We start from the raw sequence: 18,295 nt of genomic DNA on the forward strand, positions 1-18,295 counted from the left end.
TTCGAGGCAACAAGCCGCAAACATCCTTAGGGGACCCGGCGCAACCGCCGGGGTGTGGAAGCGATGATTACCCTGTCCCAGTTCGGTGCCGGCCGCATCGGCAAGATCCACGCCTCCAACGTGGCGCGCAGCGCGCGCGCCCGGCTGAAGTACGTCGTCGACGTCGATGAGGCGGCGGCCCAGGCCTTGGCCAAGGCCCATGGCGCGGTGGTGGCCGATGCCGAAACGGTGTTCGCCGACGCCGACGTCGACGCCGTCATCGTCGCGTCCTCGACCGACACCCACAAACCCCTGGTCGAGGCGGCGTGCACGGCCGGCAAGGCGGTGTTCTGCGAAAAGCCGGTGGACCTCGACTCGGCCCGGGTGAAGGAGGTGGTGCGGGCGGTCGAGAAGGCCGGCGTGCTGTTCTTCGTCGCTTTCAACCGGCGCTTCGATCCCAACTTCTCGGCGCTGCACAAGGCGCTTCGCGCCGGGCGCATCGGCAAGGTGGAACAGGTCATCATCACCAGCCGCGATCCGGGTCCGCCGCCGGCCAGCTATATCAAGGTGTCGGGCGGGCTGTTCCGCGACATGATGATCCACGACCTCGACATGGCCCGCTGGCTGCTGGCCGAAGAACCGACCGAGGTTTTCGCCGTCGGCAGCTGCCTGGTCGATCCGGCCATCGGCAAGCTGGGCGATGTCGACACCGCGGCGGTGACGCTGACCACGGCGAGCGGCGCCATCTGCCAGATCACCAACAGCCGCCGCGCCGTCTACGGCTACGACCAGCGCATCGAGGTCTTCGGCGCCGGCGGCATGCTGCGTGCCGGCAACCGCACCGACACCACCGTCGAGGTTTCCGACGGCACCGGCGTCATGACCGACAAGCCGATGTTTTTCTTCCTCGAACGCTATGCCGACGCCTACCGCATCGAACTCGATCATTTCCTCGATTGCCTGGAAAAAAAGGCGACGCCCATGGCCGGCGTCGAGGACGGGTTGCGTTCCCTGCTGCTGGCCGACGCGGCGGCGCAATCGCTGAAGACGGGCCGCCCGGTCAAACAGTGATCGGGCACGGCTTGCCTCGGCCCGCTGGCTTGGTGTAAACCGCCAGAAGATTGGTTGGGCCACTGGCTGGCCCGCACACGCTACGCCGCGGCCGGCGGCGCCAGGGGAGGAGGAGACAAACCATGGCCAAACCCCTCGTTCTTCACGAAGACCGCCTGTTCCCGGCGGACAAGACGGCCCGCGCCGTGGCCCGGCGGCTGTACGCCGAGGTCAAGAACCTGCCGATCATCAGCCCGCACGGGCACACCAACCCCCAGTGGTTCGCCGACGACACGCCGTTTCCCGATCCGGCGACGCTGTTCATCGTGCCCGACCACTACATCTTCCGCATGCTCTACAGCGTCGGCATCCCGCTGGAATCGCTGGGCATCGCGCCCAAGAGCGGCAAGAAGAAGGTGGAAAAGGACTCCCGCAAGATCTGGCGGCTGTTCGCCGAGAACTACTATCTTTTCCGCGGCACGCCGACCCGCATGTGGACCGATCACGTGTTCAAGGAGGTGTTCGGCATCGAAAAGGCGCTGGCGCCGGACACCGCCGACAAGATTTTCGACACCATCCAGGCCAGCCTGAAGAAACCCGAATTCAAGCCGCGGGCCCTCTACGAGCGGTTCAACATCGAAGCGATGTCGACCACCGACTCGCCGCTCGACGACCTCAAGCACCACAAGAAGATCAAGCAGAGCAAATGGAAGGGCCGGGTCGTCCCCGCCTTCCGGCCCGACCCGGTGGTCGATCCCGAATTCGACGGCTTCGCCGCCAACCTGGCCCGCCTGGGCGCCGTCAGCGGCGAGAACATCGCCACCTGGAACGGCTATCTCAAGGCTCTGGCTTCGCGCCGCGCCTACTTCAAGACCGTGGGCTGCACGTCGACCGACCACGGCCATCCGACGGCACAGACCGCCGACCTTGGCAAGAAGGACTGCGAAGCGCTGTACGCCAAGGTCCTCAAGGGCAAGCTCACGGCCAAGGAAGCCGAGCTGTTCCGTGCCCAGATGCTGACCGAGATGGCCCGCATGAGCCTCGACGACGGCCTGGTGATGCAGATCCATCCCGGCTCGTCGCGCAACCACAACCCCTACCTGTTGAAGACCTTCGGGCGGGACATGGGGGCGGACATCCCGACCGCGACCGAGTACACGCGGGCCCTGAAGCCGCTGCTCGATCGCTTCGGCAACGAAGCCAAGCTGACCATCATCCTGTTCATGCTGGACGAATCGGCCCAAAGCCGCGAGATGGCGCCGCTGGCCGGCACCTATCCTTGCCTGCGCCTGGGGCCGCCGTGGTGGTTCTTCGACAGCCCGGAGGGCATGATGCGCTTCCGGCGCAACGTCACCGAAACTGCCGGCTTCTACAACACCGTCGGCTTCAACGACGATACCCGGGCGTTCCTCGGCATCCCGTCGCGGCACGACGTGGCGCGCCGCGTCGATTGCGCCTATCTGGCCGAATTGGTGGCGGATCATCGCCTGCACGAGGACGAGGCCCGCGAGGTGGCGGTCGACCTCGCCTACAATCTGCCGAAGAAGGCCTACAAGCTCTAGGCCTTGCCGACCCGGGCGGGCATCGCAGCCCGCCCGCGGCCGGCCAGTCAGGCCGGCTTGCGGTCGCCGGCGATGGCCAACTCGTCGGCCTGCGACAACACCCCTTCGACATGCATCAGATGGTCGTCCATGGCCCGGCGGGCGCCGGCCGAGTCGCGCTGGTCGAGCGCCGCCAGGATGGCGCGGTGGTCGTCCAGGGTCATGCGGTGGTATTCCGGCAGCCGGCTGTGCTCGGAAAAGATCTCGAACATCGGGTCGAGCATCGCCTTCCACATGGTGTCGACGATGGACACCAGCACCGTGTTGTTGGTGGCGGCGGCGATCCGACCATGGAAGATGCGGTCCCAGTTGCGGCTGATGCGGTAGGGGATCGGGTCCCGCTCCATGCGGATCAGGGCCTCGCGGATGTTGGCCAGTTGCTCGTCGGTGGCCGTCCGAGCGGCGATGAAGGCGATTTCGCCCTCGACCACCCGGCGCGCCGACAGCAGTTCGAACGGCCCCGGTCCGATGTCATCCTGGCGGAGCGGCGCGAATCGGACCGGCCGTTCGCGGTTCGACTGCACGAAGGTCCCGGCGCCGATGCGCACCTCGATCAGCCCGGACAACTCCAGCGCGACCATGGCCTCGCGCACGACGTTGCGGCTGACGCCGAATTCCTTGGCGAGGTCGCGTTCGGGGGGCAGCCGCTCGCCCGGCTTGAACTGGCCTTCCTGAATCAGGCCGGCGACCTGATTGGCGATTTGCTGGTACATGCGTTGCGGTTCGATGGCCTGGAACGCCATGGATGCTCCCCTAGACTGCGCGGCTTTTGCCCGTTTATACCCGTTCATATTTCCGTTGCGGGGATTTTTATCGATTGGTAGAGTGGTAGGGCCAATATATCTCGTTCCGGTGGGGATGGCACGGCCTTTTCCCCTTTCTGCGGAAGCTGGAGCGCACAATGCGAAAAAGAGATGGGGTGGCCAGGGAGCGGCCGGCGGGGCGTCGGACGCGCGCCCTGTGGTTTCGCGCGGATTCCTGCACCATCGACGATTTTGCGGGAATGGCCGGCGGCAAGGGAAACGCTTGACGCGGGGACGGGTTTTCGCCAAGGTTAAAAATACAGAACAAAGTTCCTGATATGGAACTGTGGCTTTAGGGCTGACCGGCAAAAAAATGGCGGCCCATCGAGGGAGCGGCGGCGGATTTTCCGGCGCCTAATGAAGACAGGGAAAGCGTGCCGCCATCCGGGCGGCGGGGAAGGACAATAAGGAACATTGCGCTGGAATGAGGCACACGCCCCGTCGAGGGAGGTTCTTGGCCCGCCCGACGCAATCCCGAATTCCATCGCCTTGTAGACCACGCATATTAAGAAGAAGATTGGTTAAGGCATAACGCCTGGGAGCGGAGAGGCTGCTCCATTACTTTCGACTTGGCAAATGGGAGGTCATCTATGGAGATGAGAAAACTTTTCGTTCCGGCGATCGCCGCGGCCATGATGGTCGGTTCGGCGTCGACGGCTTCTGCGGAGACGATCCTGAAGGCCAGCGACGTTCATCCGTTCGGGTATCCGACGGTTGAGGCGGTTGTCAGCCTGGGCAAGAAGCTCGAAGCCGCGACCAAGGGCAAGTACAAGGTCCAGATGTTCCCGGCGATGCAGCTCGGCGGCGAGAAGGAAGCCCTCGAGCAGGTGCAGCTCGGCGCCCTGGCGATGACCCGCGTTTCGGTCGGCCCCGTCGGTCCGATCGTTGACGAAGTCAACGTCTTCAACCTGCCCTTCGTGTTCCGCGACGAAGCGCACATGCGCAAGGTCATCGACGGCGAGATCGGCACCGAGCTTCTGGACAAGATCACCGCCGATCCGAAGGCCAACCTGATCGGCCTGTGCTGGATGGACGCCGGCACCCGCTCGGTGTTCAACAAAGTCCGCCCGATCAACAAGCCCGAAGACTTGAAGGGCCTGAAGATCCGCATGATGGGCAATCCGCTCTATGTGGACACCATGAACTCGCTGGGTGGCACCGGCGTCGCCATGGGCATGCCCGAAGTCTACAACGGCATCGCCACCGGCGTCGTCGAAGGCGCCGAGAACAACGAACCGTCCTATGTCTCGTTCAACCTGATCAGCGTCGCCAAGTACTACTCCTTCACTCAGCACCTGATGATCCCCGAGATCCTCGTCTTCTCGAAGAAGGTGTGGAACACGCTCACGCCCGACGAGCAGAAGCTGATGAAGAAGCTCGGCCGCGAAGCCCAGATGGAAGAGCGCGTCCTCTGGGACAAGAAGGTCAAAGAGGCGATGGAAAAGATGAAATCGACGCCCGGCGTCGAGGTCAACTACATCAAAGACAAGGCTCCGTTCCAGGCGGCTGTGAAGCCCGTGTGGGACAAGTACGGCGCCAAGTATGCGAAGATGATCGAGCGCATCAACGCGGTTAAGTAACGGACTGAACCTTCAATGGCCGGCACGGGGCCCGATGGGGCCTCGTGCCGGCAGTCTGCGAAAGCGACGAAGAGATCTCTGATGAAGCAAGCCTATATCGCCGCCATGGACAGGCTTTACTCGGTGTGCATGTGGATCGCCGGCCTGTCCCTGGTCGTCCTGACGACGATCATTCCGATCAACGTGTTCATGCGCTACGTCATGAACAGGGGGCTGAGCTGGCCGGAGCCGCTCGCCATCATGGTCATGATCGTGTTCACGTTCTTCGCCGGCGCCGTCTGTTATCGGGCAGGCGTCCATATTTCCGTGATGCTGCTTGTCAACGTGGCATCGGACGTCCAGCGGAAGGCCATTGCATGGGTGACCGAGGTCCTCATGGTCTGCTTCAATCTGTTCATCCTCTATTACGGTATCCTGCTTTGTGAAGCGACGTGGGGCAACTTCATCGCGGAATTCCCGTCCATCCGGGTCGGGCTCACCTACGTGCCGTTGCCCGTCGGCGGCCTGATCACGTTCCTGTTCATCGTCGAACGCATGTGGACAGGTAAATTCTTTCCTTCCGCCTCGCCCACCCACACGCCGGCAAGCGGCGATTGAATCGGACCCGGTCATGGAGCCTCTCGTTCTTCTCGGTACTTTTGCAATCCTCGTCACCATCGGCGTTCCGATCGCCTATGCCCTCGGCATGGCGGCCGTCGCCGGCGCGGTCTACATCGACCTGCCCCTCGAGGCGGTGGTGTTGAAGATTTCGGATGGCGTCGACGAATTCTCGCTGCTCGCCATTCCCTTCTTCGTGCTGGCCGGCGCCATCATGGCGGAAGGCGGGCTCGCCATGCGGCTGGTCAACCTGGCCCGCATTTTCGTCGGGTTCATCCGCGGCGGCCTGTCGCTGGTCAACGTTCTGGCCTCCACTTTCTTCGGCTGCCTGTCCGGCTCGGCCATCGCCGACACCGCTTCGATCGGCTCGGTGATGATCCCGGAAATGGAAAAGGCCGGCTATCCCCGCGTTTTCGCCACCTGCGTGACGGTCACGGGCTCGGTACAGGCAATCCTCATTCCGCCCTCGCACAACGCCGTCATCTACTCATTCGCCACCGGCGGCACGGTGTCGATCGCGGCCTTGTTCCTAGGCGGCATCGGCCCCGGCCTGCTGCTTGGCACCTTGCTGATGTCGCTCTGCCTGTTCTTCGCGCACCGCCGGGGCTACCCGAAGGGCGAACTGGTTCCGATCCGCCAGGCGCTGCGCATCGTCGGCGATGGCCTGTGGGCGCTGTTCACCGTCGTCATCATCCTGGGCGGCATCCTGTCCGGCATCTTCACCGCCACGGAATCGGCTTCCGTAGCCTGCGTTTACGCCTTTTGCGTCACCATGTTCGTCTATCGCGACTACAAGTGGAGCGACATGCCGCAACTGGTGCACCGGGTCGTCAAGACGGTCGGCATGGTGATGATCCTCATCGGGTTCGCCGCCGGTTTCGGCTACCTGATGGCGATGATGCAGATTCCCCGCGCCATCACCCAGGCCTTCCTGACGGTGTCCGAGAACAAGTACGTCATCCTCATGCTCATCAACGTCATGTTCCTGGTCCTGGGAACCCTGATGGACATGGCGCCCCTGATCCTCATCTGCACGCCGATCCTGCTGCCGGTGATTGCCACTTTCGGCATCGACCCGGTGCATTTCGGCATCCTGATGATGGTCAACCTCGGCATCGGCCTGATCACCCCGCCGGTCGGCTCGACGCTGTTCGTGGGGTGTGCGGTCAGCGGCCTGACCATGGAGAAGGTGGTCAAGGAGCTCTGGCCCTTCTATCTCATCATGCTGACCGCGTTGGCGCTGGTTACCTACGTGCCGTCGATCACGCTGTGGATTCCGAAGACCTTCCTCGGATAGACGCGACAGCCAGATCAAACGAAAGGGGCTCCCGGGCGACCGGGAGCCCCTTTTCCATGGGTCGGTGCCGACCGAGAGGTCAGGCGCCGGCGGCGCGCCACAGGTCGACCACCTGCCTGTAGCTGGCGGCGATCATGGCCGTCGCCGCGGCGTCGTCGCTCCGCCCGGCGAACCACTCGTCGGCGGCGGCGCGGAAGATGCTGCGCCCCACCGCGAAGCCCTTGCACCATTTCTGGCGGCGGGCCGTCTCGAACGAGGCGCCCAGTTCGGCCAGCGAGGCGTCGAGGCCGAGCAGCAGGACCCCCCGGCAATGCGGGTCATAGCGCTCGATGACCTCCGCGATGTGGCGCCATCCGGCTTCACCTCCGGCCGGGGGCGGCAGCTTCCACCAGTCGGGAAAGACCCCGGCTTCGTAGAAAGCGGCAAGCGTACGGGCCGTGGTGGTGGCGTCCGCCGCCAGGCCGCTCGGCGTGATCGCCTCGATCATCAGCTCGTGGCGGGTCTTCAGCGTCGCCGTCTGCAAAGCCTTGAGCTTGTCGATCTGGGCGGCCCGCAGGTCGTCGGGATCGTCCGGGTGGAAGAAGACCAGGCACTTGACCACCTGTTCCACAGGCCATTCGCGCAAGGCCAGCGCCACGTTCTCGCCGGCCTCGAAGCCGAGCGGCCGCGAGCCCGGGAGTTCGACCGGCCGGGCCAGCCAGCGGCCGGTCCCGGTCAGGCGGGCCAACACCTCTTCGCCATAGGTGCCGTCGATGAGGGCGCCGACGCCGGGGGTGCCGTCGTCGGTGGCTTCGAGCGCGCAGCCGATCAGGCCCTTGAAATCCTTGATGCGCTCGCGGCTGACGCCGTTGCGCTCGGCGATCTCCTCCAACTGCGCGCGGTGGTCGAAGGCCAGCGCCCGGACCTCGGGCCATTCGCCGTGGCGGTTGGTCGCCCAGTGGATGTGGTTGAGGCGGGCGTCCTCGCGCAGACGGAAATGCGGGCTGCCCTTCTCCAGGTAGTCCCGCAGTTCGAACCAGCTCGGCGCTTCCGGCGAGCAGGCGTGGCGCGACACCACGATGGCGCCGCAGGCGTTGGCATAGGTGCAGCAGGTCTCCAGCGGCTCGTCGCGCAGCCAGCCGCGCAGGAAGCCGCCCATGAAGGCGTCGCCCGCCCCCAGGATGTTGTAGACTTCGATGGCGAAGCCGCGCCCGACGATGCCTTTTTCCAGCGAATCCGGGATGGCGTCCGGGAAGACGACGCAGCCCTTGGGGCCGCGCTTGAGCACCAGGAGCGCGCCGGTCAGTTCGCGCACCCTGGCCAGCGCCGCCAGGGTGTCGGTGGTGCCCCCGGCGATGTGAAATTCCTCCTCGGTACCGACGATGAGGTCGCAGTCGGGTACAATGGATTGCAGGTGCTGGGTCACGGTGTCGTTGGCGACGAAGCGGTTCTCGCCCATGCCCCGCCCGGTCAGGCCCCACAGGACCGGCCGGTAGTCGATGTCGAGCACGATCCGGGTGCCGGCCGCCTTGGCGTAATCCATGGCGGTGCGGCTGGTCCTGTAGGTGGACTCGGTCGAGAAGTGGGTGCCGCTGGTCAACAGCGCCTTCGAGGCGGCGATGAAGGCGGGCTCGAAATCGTCGGGCGAGACGGCCATGTCGGCGCAATTCTCGCGATAGAAGATCAGCGGAAAGGTGTCGCGGTCGCGGATGCCCAGGATGACCAGCGCGGTAAGCCGCGCCGGATCGGTCTTCACATGGCTGACGTCGACCCCCTCGGCGGCCAGCGTTTCGCGCACGAAGCGGCCCATGTGCTCGTCGCCGACGCGGGCGATGACGGCGGTCTTGAGGCCCAGCCGGGCGCCGCCGATGGCGGTGTTGGTGGGGCTGCCGCCGATGTATTTGGCGAAGCTGCCCATGTCTTCCAGCCGGCCGCCCACCTGCTCGCCGTAAAGGTCGACGGCGGCCCGTCCGAGGCCGATGAAGTCGAGCCGGCGCTCAGCCATGCTTTCTCCTTCCTTTCGCTTTCGGGGCCTGGGCCTCCAGATGGGCGCCGAGGCCAACCACCAGGCTTTGGGCCAGGCACATGGGGGCGACCAGGCTGCGGAAGGCCGGGCTTTCCGGATCGGCGATCTCGAAGCAGAGGGTGGCCTTGGCGGCCAGCGGGCTTAAGGGGCTGTCGGTAATGGCGATCACCGGCACGCCGGCGTCGACCCGCTCGGCCACCGCCTCGATGACGTCCAGCGAATAGGTGCGGAACGACACCGCGATCATCACGTCCCGGGGCGTGGCCAGCCGGGCCTGTTCGACCATCAATCCGCCGACACCGTCGATCAAGTGACAGCGTTTGTCGAGCCGGGCCAGCGCGTAGGCCAGGTAGAAGGCGACCGGAAACGAACGGCGCTGGGCGATCAGGTGGATTTCCTCGGCCGCGCCCAGCAGGGAGACGGCCTCGGCGATGGCCTGGGGCGGCGTATGGGCGCGCAACAACTCCAGCGAAGCGATGCCCTGGTCGACGAATTCGCCGAGGATGGAACCCGGCCGGCCGGCCTCGCCGCCGTGCTGCTCCTTCAAGCCCTTGATGCGCTCGCGGTAGCTGAGCGATCCTTCGATCAGGCGGGCGCGGAACAGCCGCTGCATGGTGCTGAAGCCGTCGAAGCCGAGGGCCTGGGCGAAGCGCACCATGCTGGACGGCTGCACCGAGGCCCGTGCCGCCAGCCGAGTGATGGTTTCCAGCGCCAGGTCGTCCGGGTGGTCGACGACGAAATGGGCGATGCGCTGCAACTGCCCGCTGAGCGAGTCGTAGCGATCGGTGATCTGTGTTAACAGGTCCTCGAAGGTCTCGGGGGGGCGGGCGTGGCCGCCTGCGGGTCTTGCCATGACGTTTCCTGCCGTTTCCTCCGTCACCGCGGCCAGCCCACTATGCACCCGGAAACGCGGCCCGGACAAGAATGAAATTTCGTTCAAATACCACTATTAGAAAAAGTTTTTCATGCCGTCGCCGGTGGCTGCGCCCCGCCCTTTCGGCTATGCTGACGGTGGAAGCGGAGGACGCAGGATGAGCGAATGCGAGCGGATCATCGCCGGCGGACAGGTCGTCAACGGCAGCGGCGCGGCGCGCATCCGGGCCGACATCGGCATCGCCGAGGGCCGCATCGCGGCGGTGGGGGATCTTTCCAACTGGACGGCAAGCGAGGAGCGCATCGAGGCGGGCGGCCTGATCGTCGCCCCCGGCTTCATCGACGTCCACACCCACGACGATCGCCTGCTGCTCGCCCATCCCGACATGGCGCCCAAGGTCAGCCAGGGCGTCACCACCGTGGTCGTCGGCAACTGCGGCATCAGCTTGGCGCCGCTTTCCCCGGCCGGCGACCCGCCGCCGCCCTTGAACCTGCTGGGCGGGCGGGGTGATTTCCGTTTTCCCCGCTTCGCTGCCTATGCCGAGGCGCTAGACGCCGCACCCGCCGCCATCAACGCGGTGGCGCTGGTCGGCCATTCGACCTTGCGCGCCGCCGTCATGGACGACTTGGGACGGGCCGCCACCGCGAAGGAAATCGCGCGCATGGGGAACCTGCTGGACGAGGCCTTGGCGGCCGGCTGCGCGGGATTGAGCGCCGGGCTGGCCTATCCCACCGCCAAGGCGGCGCCGACCGAAGAGGTGACGGCATTGGCCGCGCGTCTGCGGCCGGCCGGGGGCATCTTCACGCTGCACCTGCGGGACGAGGCGGCGGGCGTCGTCGCCTCGGTCGAGGAGGCCATCGAAATCGGCCGGCAAAGCGGCGTGCCGGTGGTGATTTCGCACCACAAGTGCTGCGGGCGCGCCAACTGGGGACTGAGCGCAAAGACGCTCGACCTCATCGCGGCGGCGCGCGCTTCCGGTCTCAGGGTCGACCTCGACACCTATCCCTACACCGCCAGTTCCACCGTGCTGCTCAAGGATTTCGTGGCGCGTGCCGAGCGCGTGCTGATCGCGTGGTCCGGGCCGCATCCGGAAACGACCGGGCGCGACTTGGCCGAGATCGCCGAAGGCTGGGGTGTGGGGATCGACGCCGCCATCGACCGTCTGCTGCCGGCCGGGGCCGTCTATTTCCAGATGGACGAGGATGACCTCCGGCGCATCCTCGCCTTCGAACGCACGATGGTGGGCTCCGACGGCTTGCCGCACGACGTCAGGCCGCATCCCCGCCTATGGGGAACCTTCCCGCGCGTGCTCGGCCATTACGCCCGCGACGGCGGCCTGTTCTCGCTGGAGGAGGCGATCTTTCGCATGACCGGCAACGCGGCCCGCGTCTTCGGGCTCGCCGATCGCGGCCGCATCGCGGCGGGGGCCGCCGCCGACATCGTGTTGCTTGACGAGGCCAACGTGCGGGATCGCGCCACCTACGACAAGCCGTTCGAGCCGTCGGCTGGCATCCATCGCGTCCTGGTCAACGGCGAGACGGTGTGGCGGGACGGCGCCGCCACCGGAAGCCGGCCGGGCCGTCTGCTGCGCCGCAACGGCGGGCAATAATTCTCTACCCTCCCCGCCGGTGAGGCGGAGAGGGTAAGGAAAATTCACACCCGGCCGCCGTCGATGATGAAATCCTGGCTCGTGCACATCCGGCTGTCGTCGGCGGCCAGGAACAGCACCAGGCGCGCCACGTCGGCGGGATAGATCTTTTCCTTCAGGCATTGATCGGCCATCAGCGCCCGCTCCCCCGCCTCGTCGAGCCACAGGGCGATCTGGCGCTCGGTCATGATCCAGCCGGGCAGCACCGTGTTGACGCGGATGCCATCGCCGCCGAAGTCGCGGGCCAGGGCACGCGTCAGGCCGCAGACGGCGGCCTTGGCGGCGCTGTAAACGGGCAGCCCGCCCATGCCGAGCTTCCAGACGATGGAGCCCATGTTGACGATGGCGCCGCCCCCCGCCGCCTTCATCTGCGAATGCACGGCCTGGGCGGCGAAGAACTGATGGCGCAGGTTGACGTTCATGCGCTCGTCCCAATAGGCGGGCGTGACGTCGGCCACGGCGTGACGATCGTCGTTGCCGGCGTTGTTGACCAGGACCTGGACGGGGCCAAGCTCGCGGCCGGCCCGCGCGATCGCTTCTTGCAGCCCCCCGACGTTGCGCAGGTCGCAGACCATGGCGAGCGGTGGCGGTGCCCCCGTCCCGGCGATGCGCGCCGCCAGACCCTGGCCGGCCTCGGCGGCCACGTCGGCGAAGGCGACACGGGCGCCCTGGGCGGCGAAATGCTCGACCACGCTGGCCCCGATGCCAGTGGCGCCGCCGGTGACGAAGACGACCCTATCCCGCAAGCTGGGATAGGTGGCGAAACCGCTCATTCAGTGGAACCCCTTCAGATCCTCCTCGGTCCCCTCCTCGGGCAGCTTGCCCAGGATGATCATGCCCAGCACCTGGTCCTTGGTCACCTCGCTGGTGCGCCGGGTGCCGATCTGGCGGCCATTCTTCATGACCATCACTCGATCGGCGAGGTCGAAGACGTCGTGGATGTCGTGGCTGATCAGGAAGATGCCGATGCCCTCGCTTTTCAGCTGCTTGATGAGGCCGGCGACCATCCGCGTTTCCTGGGGGCCGAGGGCAGCGGTGGGTTCGTCCATGATCAGGATCTTGGCGTTGAAATAGATGGCCCTGGCAATGGCCACCGACTGGCGCTGGCCGCCCGACATGGTCTTCACGGGGCAGATGATGTTGGTGAAATTGGGGTTGAGGCGCTGGATCACCTTGCGCGCCTCGGATTCCATGGCGTCGTCGTTCAGGGTGCCAAAGGCCGTCACGATCTCGCGGCCAAGGAACAGGTTGGCCGGCGCATCCAGGTTGTCGGCCAGCGCCAAGGTCTGGTAGATGGTCTCGATGCCGAGCGCCCGGGCGTCGCGCGGGTTGCTGATGGTGACCTTCTTGCCGGCGATGTGGATTTCGCCGTCGTCCAGGGGATTGGCCCCGGACAGCACCTTCATCAGCACCGACTTGCCGGCGCCGTTGTGGCCCAGCACGCCCACCACCTCGCCGGGATAGAGATCGACGCAGACGCCGTTGACGGCGTGCACGCCGCCGAACCGCTTGTGAATGTTGCGCATCTCGACCAGAGGAACGTCGGCCATGATCTGCTCCTCTCAGCGACGATTCTTGTTGTAGACGGAATCGAACCAGACGGCGGCGATCAGCACCAGGCCGATGGTTACCTGGCGCATGGCGCTGGAAACGCCCAGCAGCACCATGCCGTTCTCCAGGCTTTGCATGATGACGGCGCCCAGGATCGCCCCCGTGATGGTGCCGACGCCGCCGGCCAGCGAGGTACCGCCGATGACGGCGGCGGCGATCACGCTGAGCTCGGCCATAAGACCCATGGAATTGGCCCCGGCGTTGAGGCGCGCCGTGGTGACCACGGCGGCGATGCCGCACAGCACGCCCATGACGACGAAGACCATCAGCGTGTTCTTTTTGACATCGATGCCGGACAGGTCGGCGGCCTCGGGATTGCCGCCCATGGCGAAGACATAGCGCCCGAAGCGGGTGATCCGCGCCATCAGCGCCATGGCGATGACGACGACGATCAGGATCAGCACCGGCACCGGGATGCCGCGCGGGATGTCGGTGCGCGGCAGCGTGTAGGCGTTCATGACCATGACGAAGCCGACGACCAGCGCCGCACCGACGACGATCAGCCCGACCTCGGCCCACATCGGCTTGACGCCGAAACCGAAACGCTGGCGGCGGATGCGCGCGTACAGGCTGCCGCCGATCAGGGCGACGATGGCGACGACCCCCAAAATCCAACTCCAGGTGGCGCCGATGGAACCGTCGATGCCACCCCCCAGCATCTGGTAGTCGGGGTCCATGGGGGCGATGGTGCGGCCCTCGGTGACCAGCCAGGCGCCGCCGCGGAACATCAAGAGGCCGGCCAGGGTGACCACAAAAGCCGGGACGCCGCGATAGGCTACCCAGTAGCCCTGCCAGGCGCCCAGCAGGGCGCCAAACACCAGCCCGATGGCGACCGTCAGCGGCCAGTTCCAGGCCGCACCCAGGGGAAACACCTCGACCTGGAGCCAGGCGATGATCATGCCGGTGAAGCCCAACAGCGACCCCACCGACAGGTCGATATGGCGGGCCACGATGACCAGCACCATGCCGGTCGCCATGATGCCGACCACCGTGCTCTGGACGGTCAGGTTGAAGAGGTTGCGCGGGGTCAGGAAGATGCCGTCGGTCATGATGGTGAAGACCAGCCAGATGACGAAGAGCGCCCCCGTCATGGCCAGCATGCGGGTGTCGAGCTTGGTCACCTGGATGAAGCGGCGAAAGAGGTTCGCTTCGGTCTCGGCGCTATGGGTCTGGTCAGGCATCATCGCTCCCCGAAAAGGTGATGCACCGAAAGGAAGACGGAGGGTGCCGGTCCCTCAAGGCCCGGCACGCTCCTTCCTGGAAGATCGGTCACTTACAGGCCGCGGGCACGTCCTTGGTTACGCCCTGGCACACGACCTCTTTCTTGACCCAGCCGGCCTTGATGACGACGTCGAGATTGTCCTTGCGGATCGGCACCGGCTTCAGCAGCACGGCGTCCATCGGCACCTTCTTCGGGCCGTCCTTGAAGGTGGTCACGCCCTGGATCTCGCTCGGCTTCTTTCCCTTGGCCAGGTCGATGGCGATGGTGGCCGCCGCCTTGCCCAGTTCGCGGGCGTCCTTCCAGACGCTGACCGTCTGCAGGCCCTTGGCGACGCGGTTCAGCGCCGCGAAGTCGCCGTCCTGGCCGGACACCGGGATGCCCGCCATGCCCTGGGCGCTCAGCGCCGCGACGACGCCGCCGGCGGTGCCGTCGTTGGAGGCGACCACGGCATCGACCTTGTTGTTGTTGGCGGTCAGGATCTGCTCCATGTTGGACTGTGCCACTTCGGGCTTCCAGCCGTCGGTGTACTGTTCGCCCACCACCTTGATGTCGCCCTTGGCAATGGCGGCCTTCAGCACCTCGAGCTGGCCGGCGTGCAGGAAGTCGGCGTTGGGGTCGGAGGCATAGCCCTTGATGAAGACGTAGTTGCCCTTGGGCTGAACCTTGAAGACTTCCCGCGCCTGCATGCGCCCGACCTCCTTGTTGTCGAAGGTCAGGTAGAAGACGCCTTTCTGCTCGATCAGGCGGTCGTAGCCGACCACCGGAATGCCCTCGGCCGTGGCCTTGGCGACGCCGGGCAGCACCGCGTCGGCGTCCCAGGCCAGCACGATCAAGGCGTTGGCGCCCCGCGTGATCAGGCTTTCGATGTCGGCGATCTGCTTTTCGTTGGAGCTTTGGGCGTCGGCGCTGACGTATTTGCCACCCATCTTCTCGATGACCGCCTTCATCGCCGCCTCGTCGGTTTTCCAGCGCTCCTCCTGGAAGTTCGACCAACTGACCCCGACGACAAGGTCGGCGGCCATGGCGGGCCCGCCCACGGCGAGACCGAAGCCAAGACCGAGCAGTCCTACGGCATAGCGCCCTCTCGATAACAACGACATGATACCTCTCCTTATATTATACAAGACGGACACGTTTTTCGTGCGTTAGTGGCATACTACCTGGACTTCGCCGGCTTTTCCACCGACCGCGTTCCGCGGGGCGGGACCTCCTTCACCCGAAGGTGTTGAACAAATTCTCCAGGGCCTCCTGGCGGCCCGAGCGGGGCCTGGGCTCGACGGCGCCGGCGAGGACGTGTTCGGACAGTTCGGCCAGCGACGCCTCGCCGGCGGCGATCCGCCGGCCCAGGGCGCCGTTCCAGCCGGCGTAGCGCTCCTCCACCGCCGCCGCCAGCCGGCCGTCCTCGATCATGTCGGCGGCAATCAGCAGCGCCCGCGCGCAGGTGTCCATGCCGCCGATGTGGGCGTGAAACAGGTCCTCGGGGTCGATCGACTGACGGCGGATCTTGGCGTCGAAGTTGAGGCCGCCGGTGGTAAAGCCGCCGGCCTTGAGAACGATGTAGAGGGCCAGCGCGACCGCGCGGACGTCGTTGGGGAACTGGTCGGTGTCCCAGCCGCTCTGCGGATCGCCGCGGTTGATGTCGACGCTGCCCAGGATGCCGTTGGCCGTCGCGTAAGCCAGTTCGTGCTCGAAGGCATGGCCGGCCAGGGTGGCGTGGTTGACCTCGATGTTGAGCTTGATCTCACCGTCCAGGCCGTACTTCTGGAGGAAGGCATAGACGGCGGCGGCATCGAAATCGTACTGGTGCTTGGTCGGCTCCTGCGGCTTGGGTTCGATCAGGATGGTGCCGGCAAAGCCGAGGCGGTGCTTGTGCTCGACCACCAGGGCCATGAAGCGGCCCAACTGGTCGAGTTCGCGCTTCATGTCGGTGTTGAGCAGCGTCTCGTAGCCCTCGCGACCGCCCCACAGCACGTAGTTGACGCCGCCCAGCCGGTGCGTCGCCTCCAGCGCCGCCTTCACCTGCCCGGCGGCGTAGGCGAAAACCTCGGGATCGGGGTTGGTGGCGGCGCCGGCCATGTAGCGCGGATGGCTGAACAGGTTGGCGGTGCCCCACAGCAGCCGGATGCCGGTTTTCTCCATGGCGGCGGCGGCGAGATCGACCAGGCGGGCGAGATTGGCGTTGCTTGCGGCGAGCGTCGCCCCTTCCGGCGCCAGATCGCGGTCGTGGAAGCAGAAGAAGGGTACGCCCAGCTTGCCCAGGAATTCGAAGGCGACGGCAAGCTTGCACTCGGCCAGGGCCAGCGGATCGCCGGCCCCCATCCACGGCCGGGCCAACGTGGAGGCGCCGAACATGTCGAGGCCGTCTCCGCAGAAGCTGTGCCAGTAGGCAACGGCGAAGCGCAGGTGATCCTCCATCCGCTTGCCCAGCACCCGGCGCTCCGGGTCGTACCAGCGGAAGGCCAGCGGATGGCTCGCCTGCGGTCCTTCGTAGGCGATCTTGTCCACAGTCGAAAAATATGGTGTCACGGCCCAGTCCCTTTTTCCGCACGTTGGCGGTCTTGCTATCGTTGGCATCGGCATGAGGCATTTTGCCTGATGTCGAATGCCTCAAAATGATGTTTTTTCCTCTCGCTGATGTCAACATCGTTTTTTTGCCGTCCCGTTTCCGCCCTCTTGTCTTTTCAGTAAACGCCGGAAATTTTGGGTTATTGACCCGCCTGACCGGTCCCACCCAAAATGATGTTTTTGCCATCATTTTGAGGGTTTTCGACGTTGCCAGGAAACGTCGGGCGGCATAGGATAGACGTTCCGGGTAAGGCCTTCCGCCTTGACAGGAGAAGGATCTTTGCCGTTGATCACCAGGCTTTCAGGCAAGCGACGCGGGGGAAATCATGCCGGCACGCAAGGGGCCGCAGAGAGACGCAAGGTGAGACGGGTCGGCGTGCGGCTGGCCGACGTCGCCCGCGAGGCCGGCGTCAGCCTTGCCACCGTGGATCGGGTAGTCAACGAGCGCCCCGGCGTGCGGCGGCGCACCGCCGACCATATCTGGGACACCATCCAGCGCCTCGAGTCGACGCCGCTGCCGGGGCAATCGGCGGCGGGCCGGTGCCCGCTTCATTTCGACGTCGTCCTGCCGGCCGGCCACAACACCTTCATGCAGAACCTCGACGATCAGGTGGTGGCCCTCGGCCGCGAACTGTCGGCCCAGGACGCAACGGTGACCTGCCATCGGATCGAGGGGTTCAATCCGGCCGTTCTTGCCGCCACCCTCCTCGATCTTGGCGAGACGTCGAACGGCCTGGCCATCGCCGCCCTGGAAAATCCCGTCGTGCGCGAGGCGGTCAACCTGTTGGCCGAACGGGGGGTGCCGGTGGTCACCCTGGTGTGCGACCTGTCCAACGCCCGCACGGTGGGCTACGTCGGCCTCGACAACCGGGCCGCCGGGCGCACCGCCGGCTATCTGATGGGGCGTTTCGCCGGCGGCCGGGCCGGCCCGGTGGCGCTGATCGCCGGCAGCATCGGGCTCAGCTATCGCGACCATCAAGAACGCGAACTGGGCTTTCGCGACGCGCTGTACGAGCATTTCAGCAATCTGACCATCGCCGACCGCTTCGAGGACCTGGACGACTTCCAGAAGGGCCACGAGCAGACCAACATCATCCTCGACCGCTTCCCCGACCTGCTTGGCATCTACAACATCGGCGGCGGCACGCGGGGCATCGCCGCCGCCCTGAAGGAGCGCGGCGTCGCCGGCCGGGTCATCTTCATCGGCCACGACATCACCCGCTTCACCCGCCAGTTCCTGATCGACGGCGTCATGGACGCGGTGATCAACCAGGACGTCACCCACGAGGCGACGGCGGCGCTGCAGCATCTGCTGGCCTTCCACAACCGGCCGCTGCCCTCGCCGCGGCTGGGTGCGCCGCGCATCGAGATCTTCGTGCGCGAGAACATGCCGTAAGGCAATTCCCAAAAAGAAAGGGCCGGCGCCGCCCGCGGCGGTACCGGCCCCCGTTATGCGAGATTGG

The 18,295-nt window shown here is 65.8% G+C and carries 15 protein-coding genes; 7 read left to right on the forward strand and 8 right to left on the reverse strand.

Going from position 1 to position 18,295, the window contains the following annotated elements:
* Nucleotides 1-63 precede the first annotated feature (63 nt).
* Together iolG and uxaC are read left to right on the forward strand one after the other, a co-directional pair.
* On the forward strand, nucleotides 64-1,050 hold the full coding sequence (gene iolG / locus ODR01_RS15280) for an inositol 2-dehydrogenase (RefSeq protein WP_316978549.1): 987 nt from the start codon (nucleotides 64-66) through the stop codon (nucleotides 1,048-1,050).
* Between the two features lie 122 nt (nucleotides 1,051-1,172).
* Nucleotides 1,173-2,591, forward strand: a complete 1,419-nt coding sequence (gene uxaC / locus ODR01_RS15285) for a glucuronate isomerase (protein WP_316978550.1) — start codon at nucleotides 1,173-1,175, stop codon at nucleotides 2,589-2,591.
* Nucleotides 2,592-2,638: 47 nt separating this feature from the next.
* Here uxaC and ODR01_RS15290 read toward each other — a convergent pair whose 3' ends face one another.
* On the reverse strand, nucleotides 2,639-3,373 hold the full coding sequence (locus ODR01_RS15290) for a FadR/GntR family transcriptional regulator (protein WP_316978551.1): 735 nt from the start codon (nucleotides 3,371-3,373) through the stop codon (nucleotides 2,639-2,641).
* Between the two features lie 656 nt (nucleotides 3,374-4,029).
* On the opposite strand from ODR01_RS15290, the gene ODR01_RS15295 reads away from it, so the two are divergent.
* From ODR01_RS15295 to ODR01_RS15305, 3 genes are all read left to right on the forward strand, one after another.
* The gene (locus ODR01_RS15295) at nucleotides 4,030-5,013 is read left to right on the forward strand and encodes a TRAP transporter substrate-binding protein (RefSeq protein ID WP_316978552.1); all 984 of its coding nucleotides are present in this window, start codon (nucleotides 4,030-4,032) and stop codon (nucleotides 5,011-5,013) included.
* A gap of 81 nt (nucleotides 5,014-5,094) precedes the next feature.
* Nucleotides 5,095-5,610, forward strand: a complete 516-nt coding sequence (locus ODR01_RS15300) for a TRAP transporter small permease (protein WP_316978553.1) — start codon at nucleotides 5,095-5,097, stop codon at nucleotides 5,608-5,610.
* Between the two features lie 13 nt (nucleotides 5,611-5,623).
* Nucleotides 5,624-6,907 (forward strand): TRAP transporter large permease, encoded by a 1,284-nt coding sequence (locus tag ODR01_RS15305; RefSeq protein WP_316978554.1) that lies wholly within the window; start codon nucleotides 5,624-5,626, stop codon nucleotides 6,905-6,907.
* Nucleotides 6,908-6,986: 79 nt separating this feature from the next.
* Here ODR01_RS15305 and ODR01_RS15310 read toward each other — a convergent pair whose 3' ends face one another.
* Both ODR01_RS15310 and ODR01_RS15315 read right to left on the reverse strand, forming a co-directional pair.
* The gene (locus tag ODR01_RS15310; RefSeq protein WP_316978555.1) at nucleotides 6,987-8,891 is read right to left on the reverse strand and encodes a bifunctional 5-dehydro-2-deoxygluconokinase/5-dehydro-2-deoxyphosphogluconate aldolase; all 1,905 of its coding nucleotides are present in this window, start codon (nucleotides 8,889-8,891) and stop codon (nucleotides 6,987-6,989) included.
* The gene (locus tag ODR01_RS15315; RefSeq protein ID WP_316978556.1) at nucleotides 8,884-9,765 is read right to left on the reverse strand and encodes a MurR/RpiR family transcriptional regulator; all 882 of its coding nucleotides are present in this window, start codon (nucleotides 9,763-9,765) and stop codon (nucleotides 8,884-8,886) included. Before ODR01_RS15315 ends, ODR01_RS15310 begins: the two co-directional genes overlap by 8 nt.
* 178 nt (nucleotides 9,766-9,943) lie before the next feature.
* Between ODR01_RS15315 and ODR01_RS15320 the strand changes: the two genes are divergently transcribed.
* A complete protein-coding gene (locus ODR01_RS15320) occupies nucleotides 9,944-11,395 on the forward strand; it encodes an N-acyl-D-amino-acid deacylase family protein (protein WP_316978557.1) in 1,452 nt (483 codons plus the stop codon).
* Between the two features lie 44 nt (nucleotides 11,396-11,439).
* Here the strand turns inward: ODR01_RS15320 and ODR01_RS15325 are convergent, their stop codons facing one another.
* From ODR01_RS15325 to xylA, 5 genes are all read right to left on the reverse strand, one after another.
* Nucleotides 11,440-12,207 (reverse strand): SDR family NAD(P)-dependent oxidoreductase, encoded by a 768-nt coding sequence (locus ODR01_RS15325; protein ID WP_316978558.1) that lies wholly within the window; start codon nucleotides 12,205-12,207, stop codon nucleotides 11,440-11,442.
* Nucleotides 12,208-12,984, reverse strand: a complete 777-nt coding sequence (locus ODR01_RS15330; RefSeq protein ID WP_316978559.1) for an ATP-binding cassette domain-containing protein — start codon at nucleotides 12,982-12,984, stop codon at nucleotides 12,208-12,210. It abuts the gene before it with no gap.
* 12 nt (nucleotides 12,985-12,996) lie between these two features.
* Complete coding sequence (locus ODR01_RS15335; protein ID WP_316978560.1) at nucleotides 12,997-14,229, reverse strand: sugar ABC transporter permease; 1,233 nt, start codon at nucleotides 14,227-14,229, stop codon at nucleotides 12,997-12,999.
* 85 nt (nucleotides 14,230-14,314) lie between these two features.
* A complete protein-coding gene (gene xylF / locus ODR01_RS15340) occupies nucleotides 14,315-15,367 on the reverse strand; it encodes a D-xylose ABC transporter substrate-binding protein (RefSeq protein WP_316978561.1) in 1,053 nt (350 codons plus the stop codon).
* A 112-nt stretch (nucleotides 15,368-15,479) separates the two neighbouring features.
* Nucleotides 15,480-16,793: a xylose isomerase gene (xylA, locus tag ODR01_RS15345; RefSeq protein ID WP_316978562.1), complete on the reverse strand. Its 1,314-nt coding sequence runs from the start codon at nucleotides 16,791-16,793 to the stop codon at nucleotides 15,480-15,482.
* Between the two features lie 400 nt (nucleotides 16,794-17,193).
* Here xylA and ODR01_RS15350 point away from each other — a divergent pair, with 400 nt between their 5' ends.
* Nucleotides 17,194-18,228: a LacI family DNA-binding transcriptional regulator gene (locus ODR01_RS15350; protein ID WP_316978563.1), complete on the forward strand. Its 1,035-nt coding sequence runs from the start codon at nucleotides 17,194-17,196 to the stop codon at nucleotides 18,226-18,228.
* Nucleotides 18,229-18,295: the final 67 nt, after the last annotated feature.

The sequence above is a fragment of the Shumkonia mesophila genome, assembly GCF_026163695.1.
In the GTDB taxonomy this organism is placed as follows: Bacteria; Pseudomonadota; Alphaproteobacteria; order Rhodospirillales; family Shumkoniaceae; genus Shumkonia; species Shumkonia mesophila.

Bases quoted from the DNA above. Each gene is read 5' to 3' on its own strand.
- ODR01_RS15290 (WP_316978551.1), bottom strand. From the start codon at position 3,373: ATGGCGTTCCAGGCCATCGAACCGCAACGCATGTACCAGCAAATCGCC.
- uxaC (WP_316978550.1), top strand. From the start codon at position 1,173: ATGGCCAAACCCCTCGTTCTTCACGAAGACCGCCTGTTCCCGGCGGAC.
- ODR01_RS15330 (WP_316978559.1), bottom strand. From the start codon at position 12,984: ATGGCCGACGTTCCTCTGGTCGAGATGCGCAACATTCACAAGCGGTTC.
- ODR01_RS15315 (WP_316978556.1), bottom strand. From the start codon at position 9,765: ATGGCAAGACCCGCAGGCGGCCACGCCCGCCCCCCCGAGACCTTCGAG.
- ODR01_RS15305 (WP_316978554.1), top strand. From the start codon at position 5,624: ATGGAGCCTCTCGTTCTTCTCGGTACTTTTGCAATCCTCGTCACCATC.
- ODR01_RS15335 (WP_316978560.1), bottom strand. From the start codon at position 14,229: ATGATGCCTGACCAGACCCATAGCGCCGAGACCGAAGCGAACCTCTTT.
- ODR01_RS15325 (WP_316978558.1), bottom strand. From the start codon at position 12,207: ATGAGCGGTTTCGCCACCTATCCCAGCTTGCGGGATAGGGTCGTCTTC.
- xylF (WP_316978561.1), bottom strand. From the start codon at position 15,367: ATGTCGTTGTTATCGAGAGGGCGCTATGCCGTAGGACTGCTCGGTCTT.
- ODR01_RS15300 (WP_316978553.1), top strand. From the start codon at position 5,095: ATGAAGCAAGCCTATATCGCCGCCATGGACAGGCTTTACTCGGTGTGC.
- ODR01_RS15310 (WP_316978555.1), bottom strand. From the start codon at position 8,891: ATGGCTGAGCGCCGGCTCGACTTCATCGGCCTCGGACGGGCCGCCGTC.
- ODR01_RS15320 (WP_316978557.1), top strand. From the start codon at position 9,944: ATGAGCGAATGCGAGCGGATCATCGCCGGCGGACAGGTCGTCAACGGC.
- iolG (WP_316978549.1), top strand. From the start codon at position 64: ATGATTACCCTGTCCCAGTTCGGTGCCGGCCGCATCGGCAAGATCCAC.
- ODR01_RS15295 (WP_316978552.1), top strand. From the start codon at position 4,030: ATGAGAAAACTTTTCGTTCCGGCGATCGCCGCGGCCATGATGGTCGGT.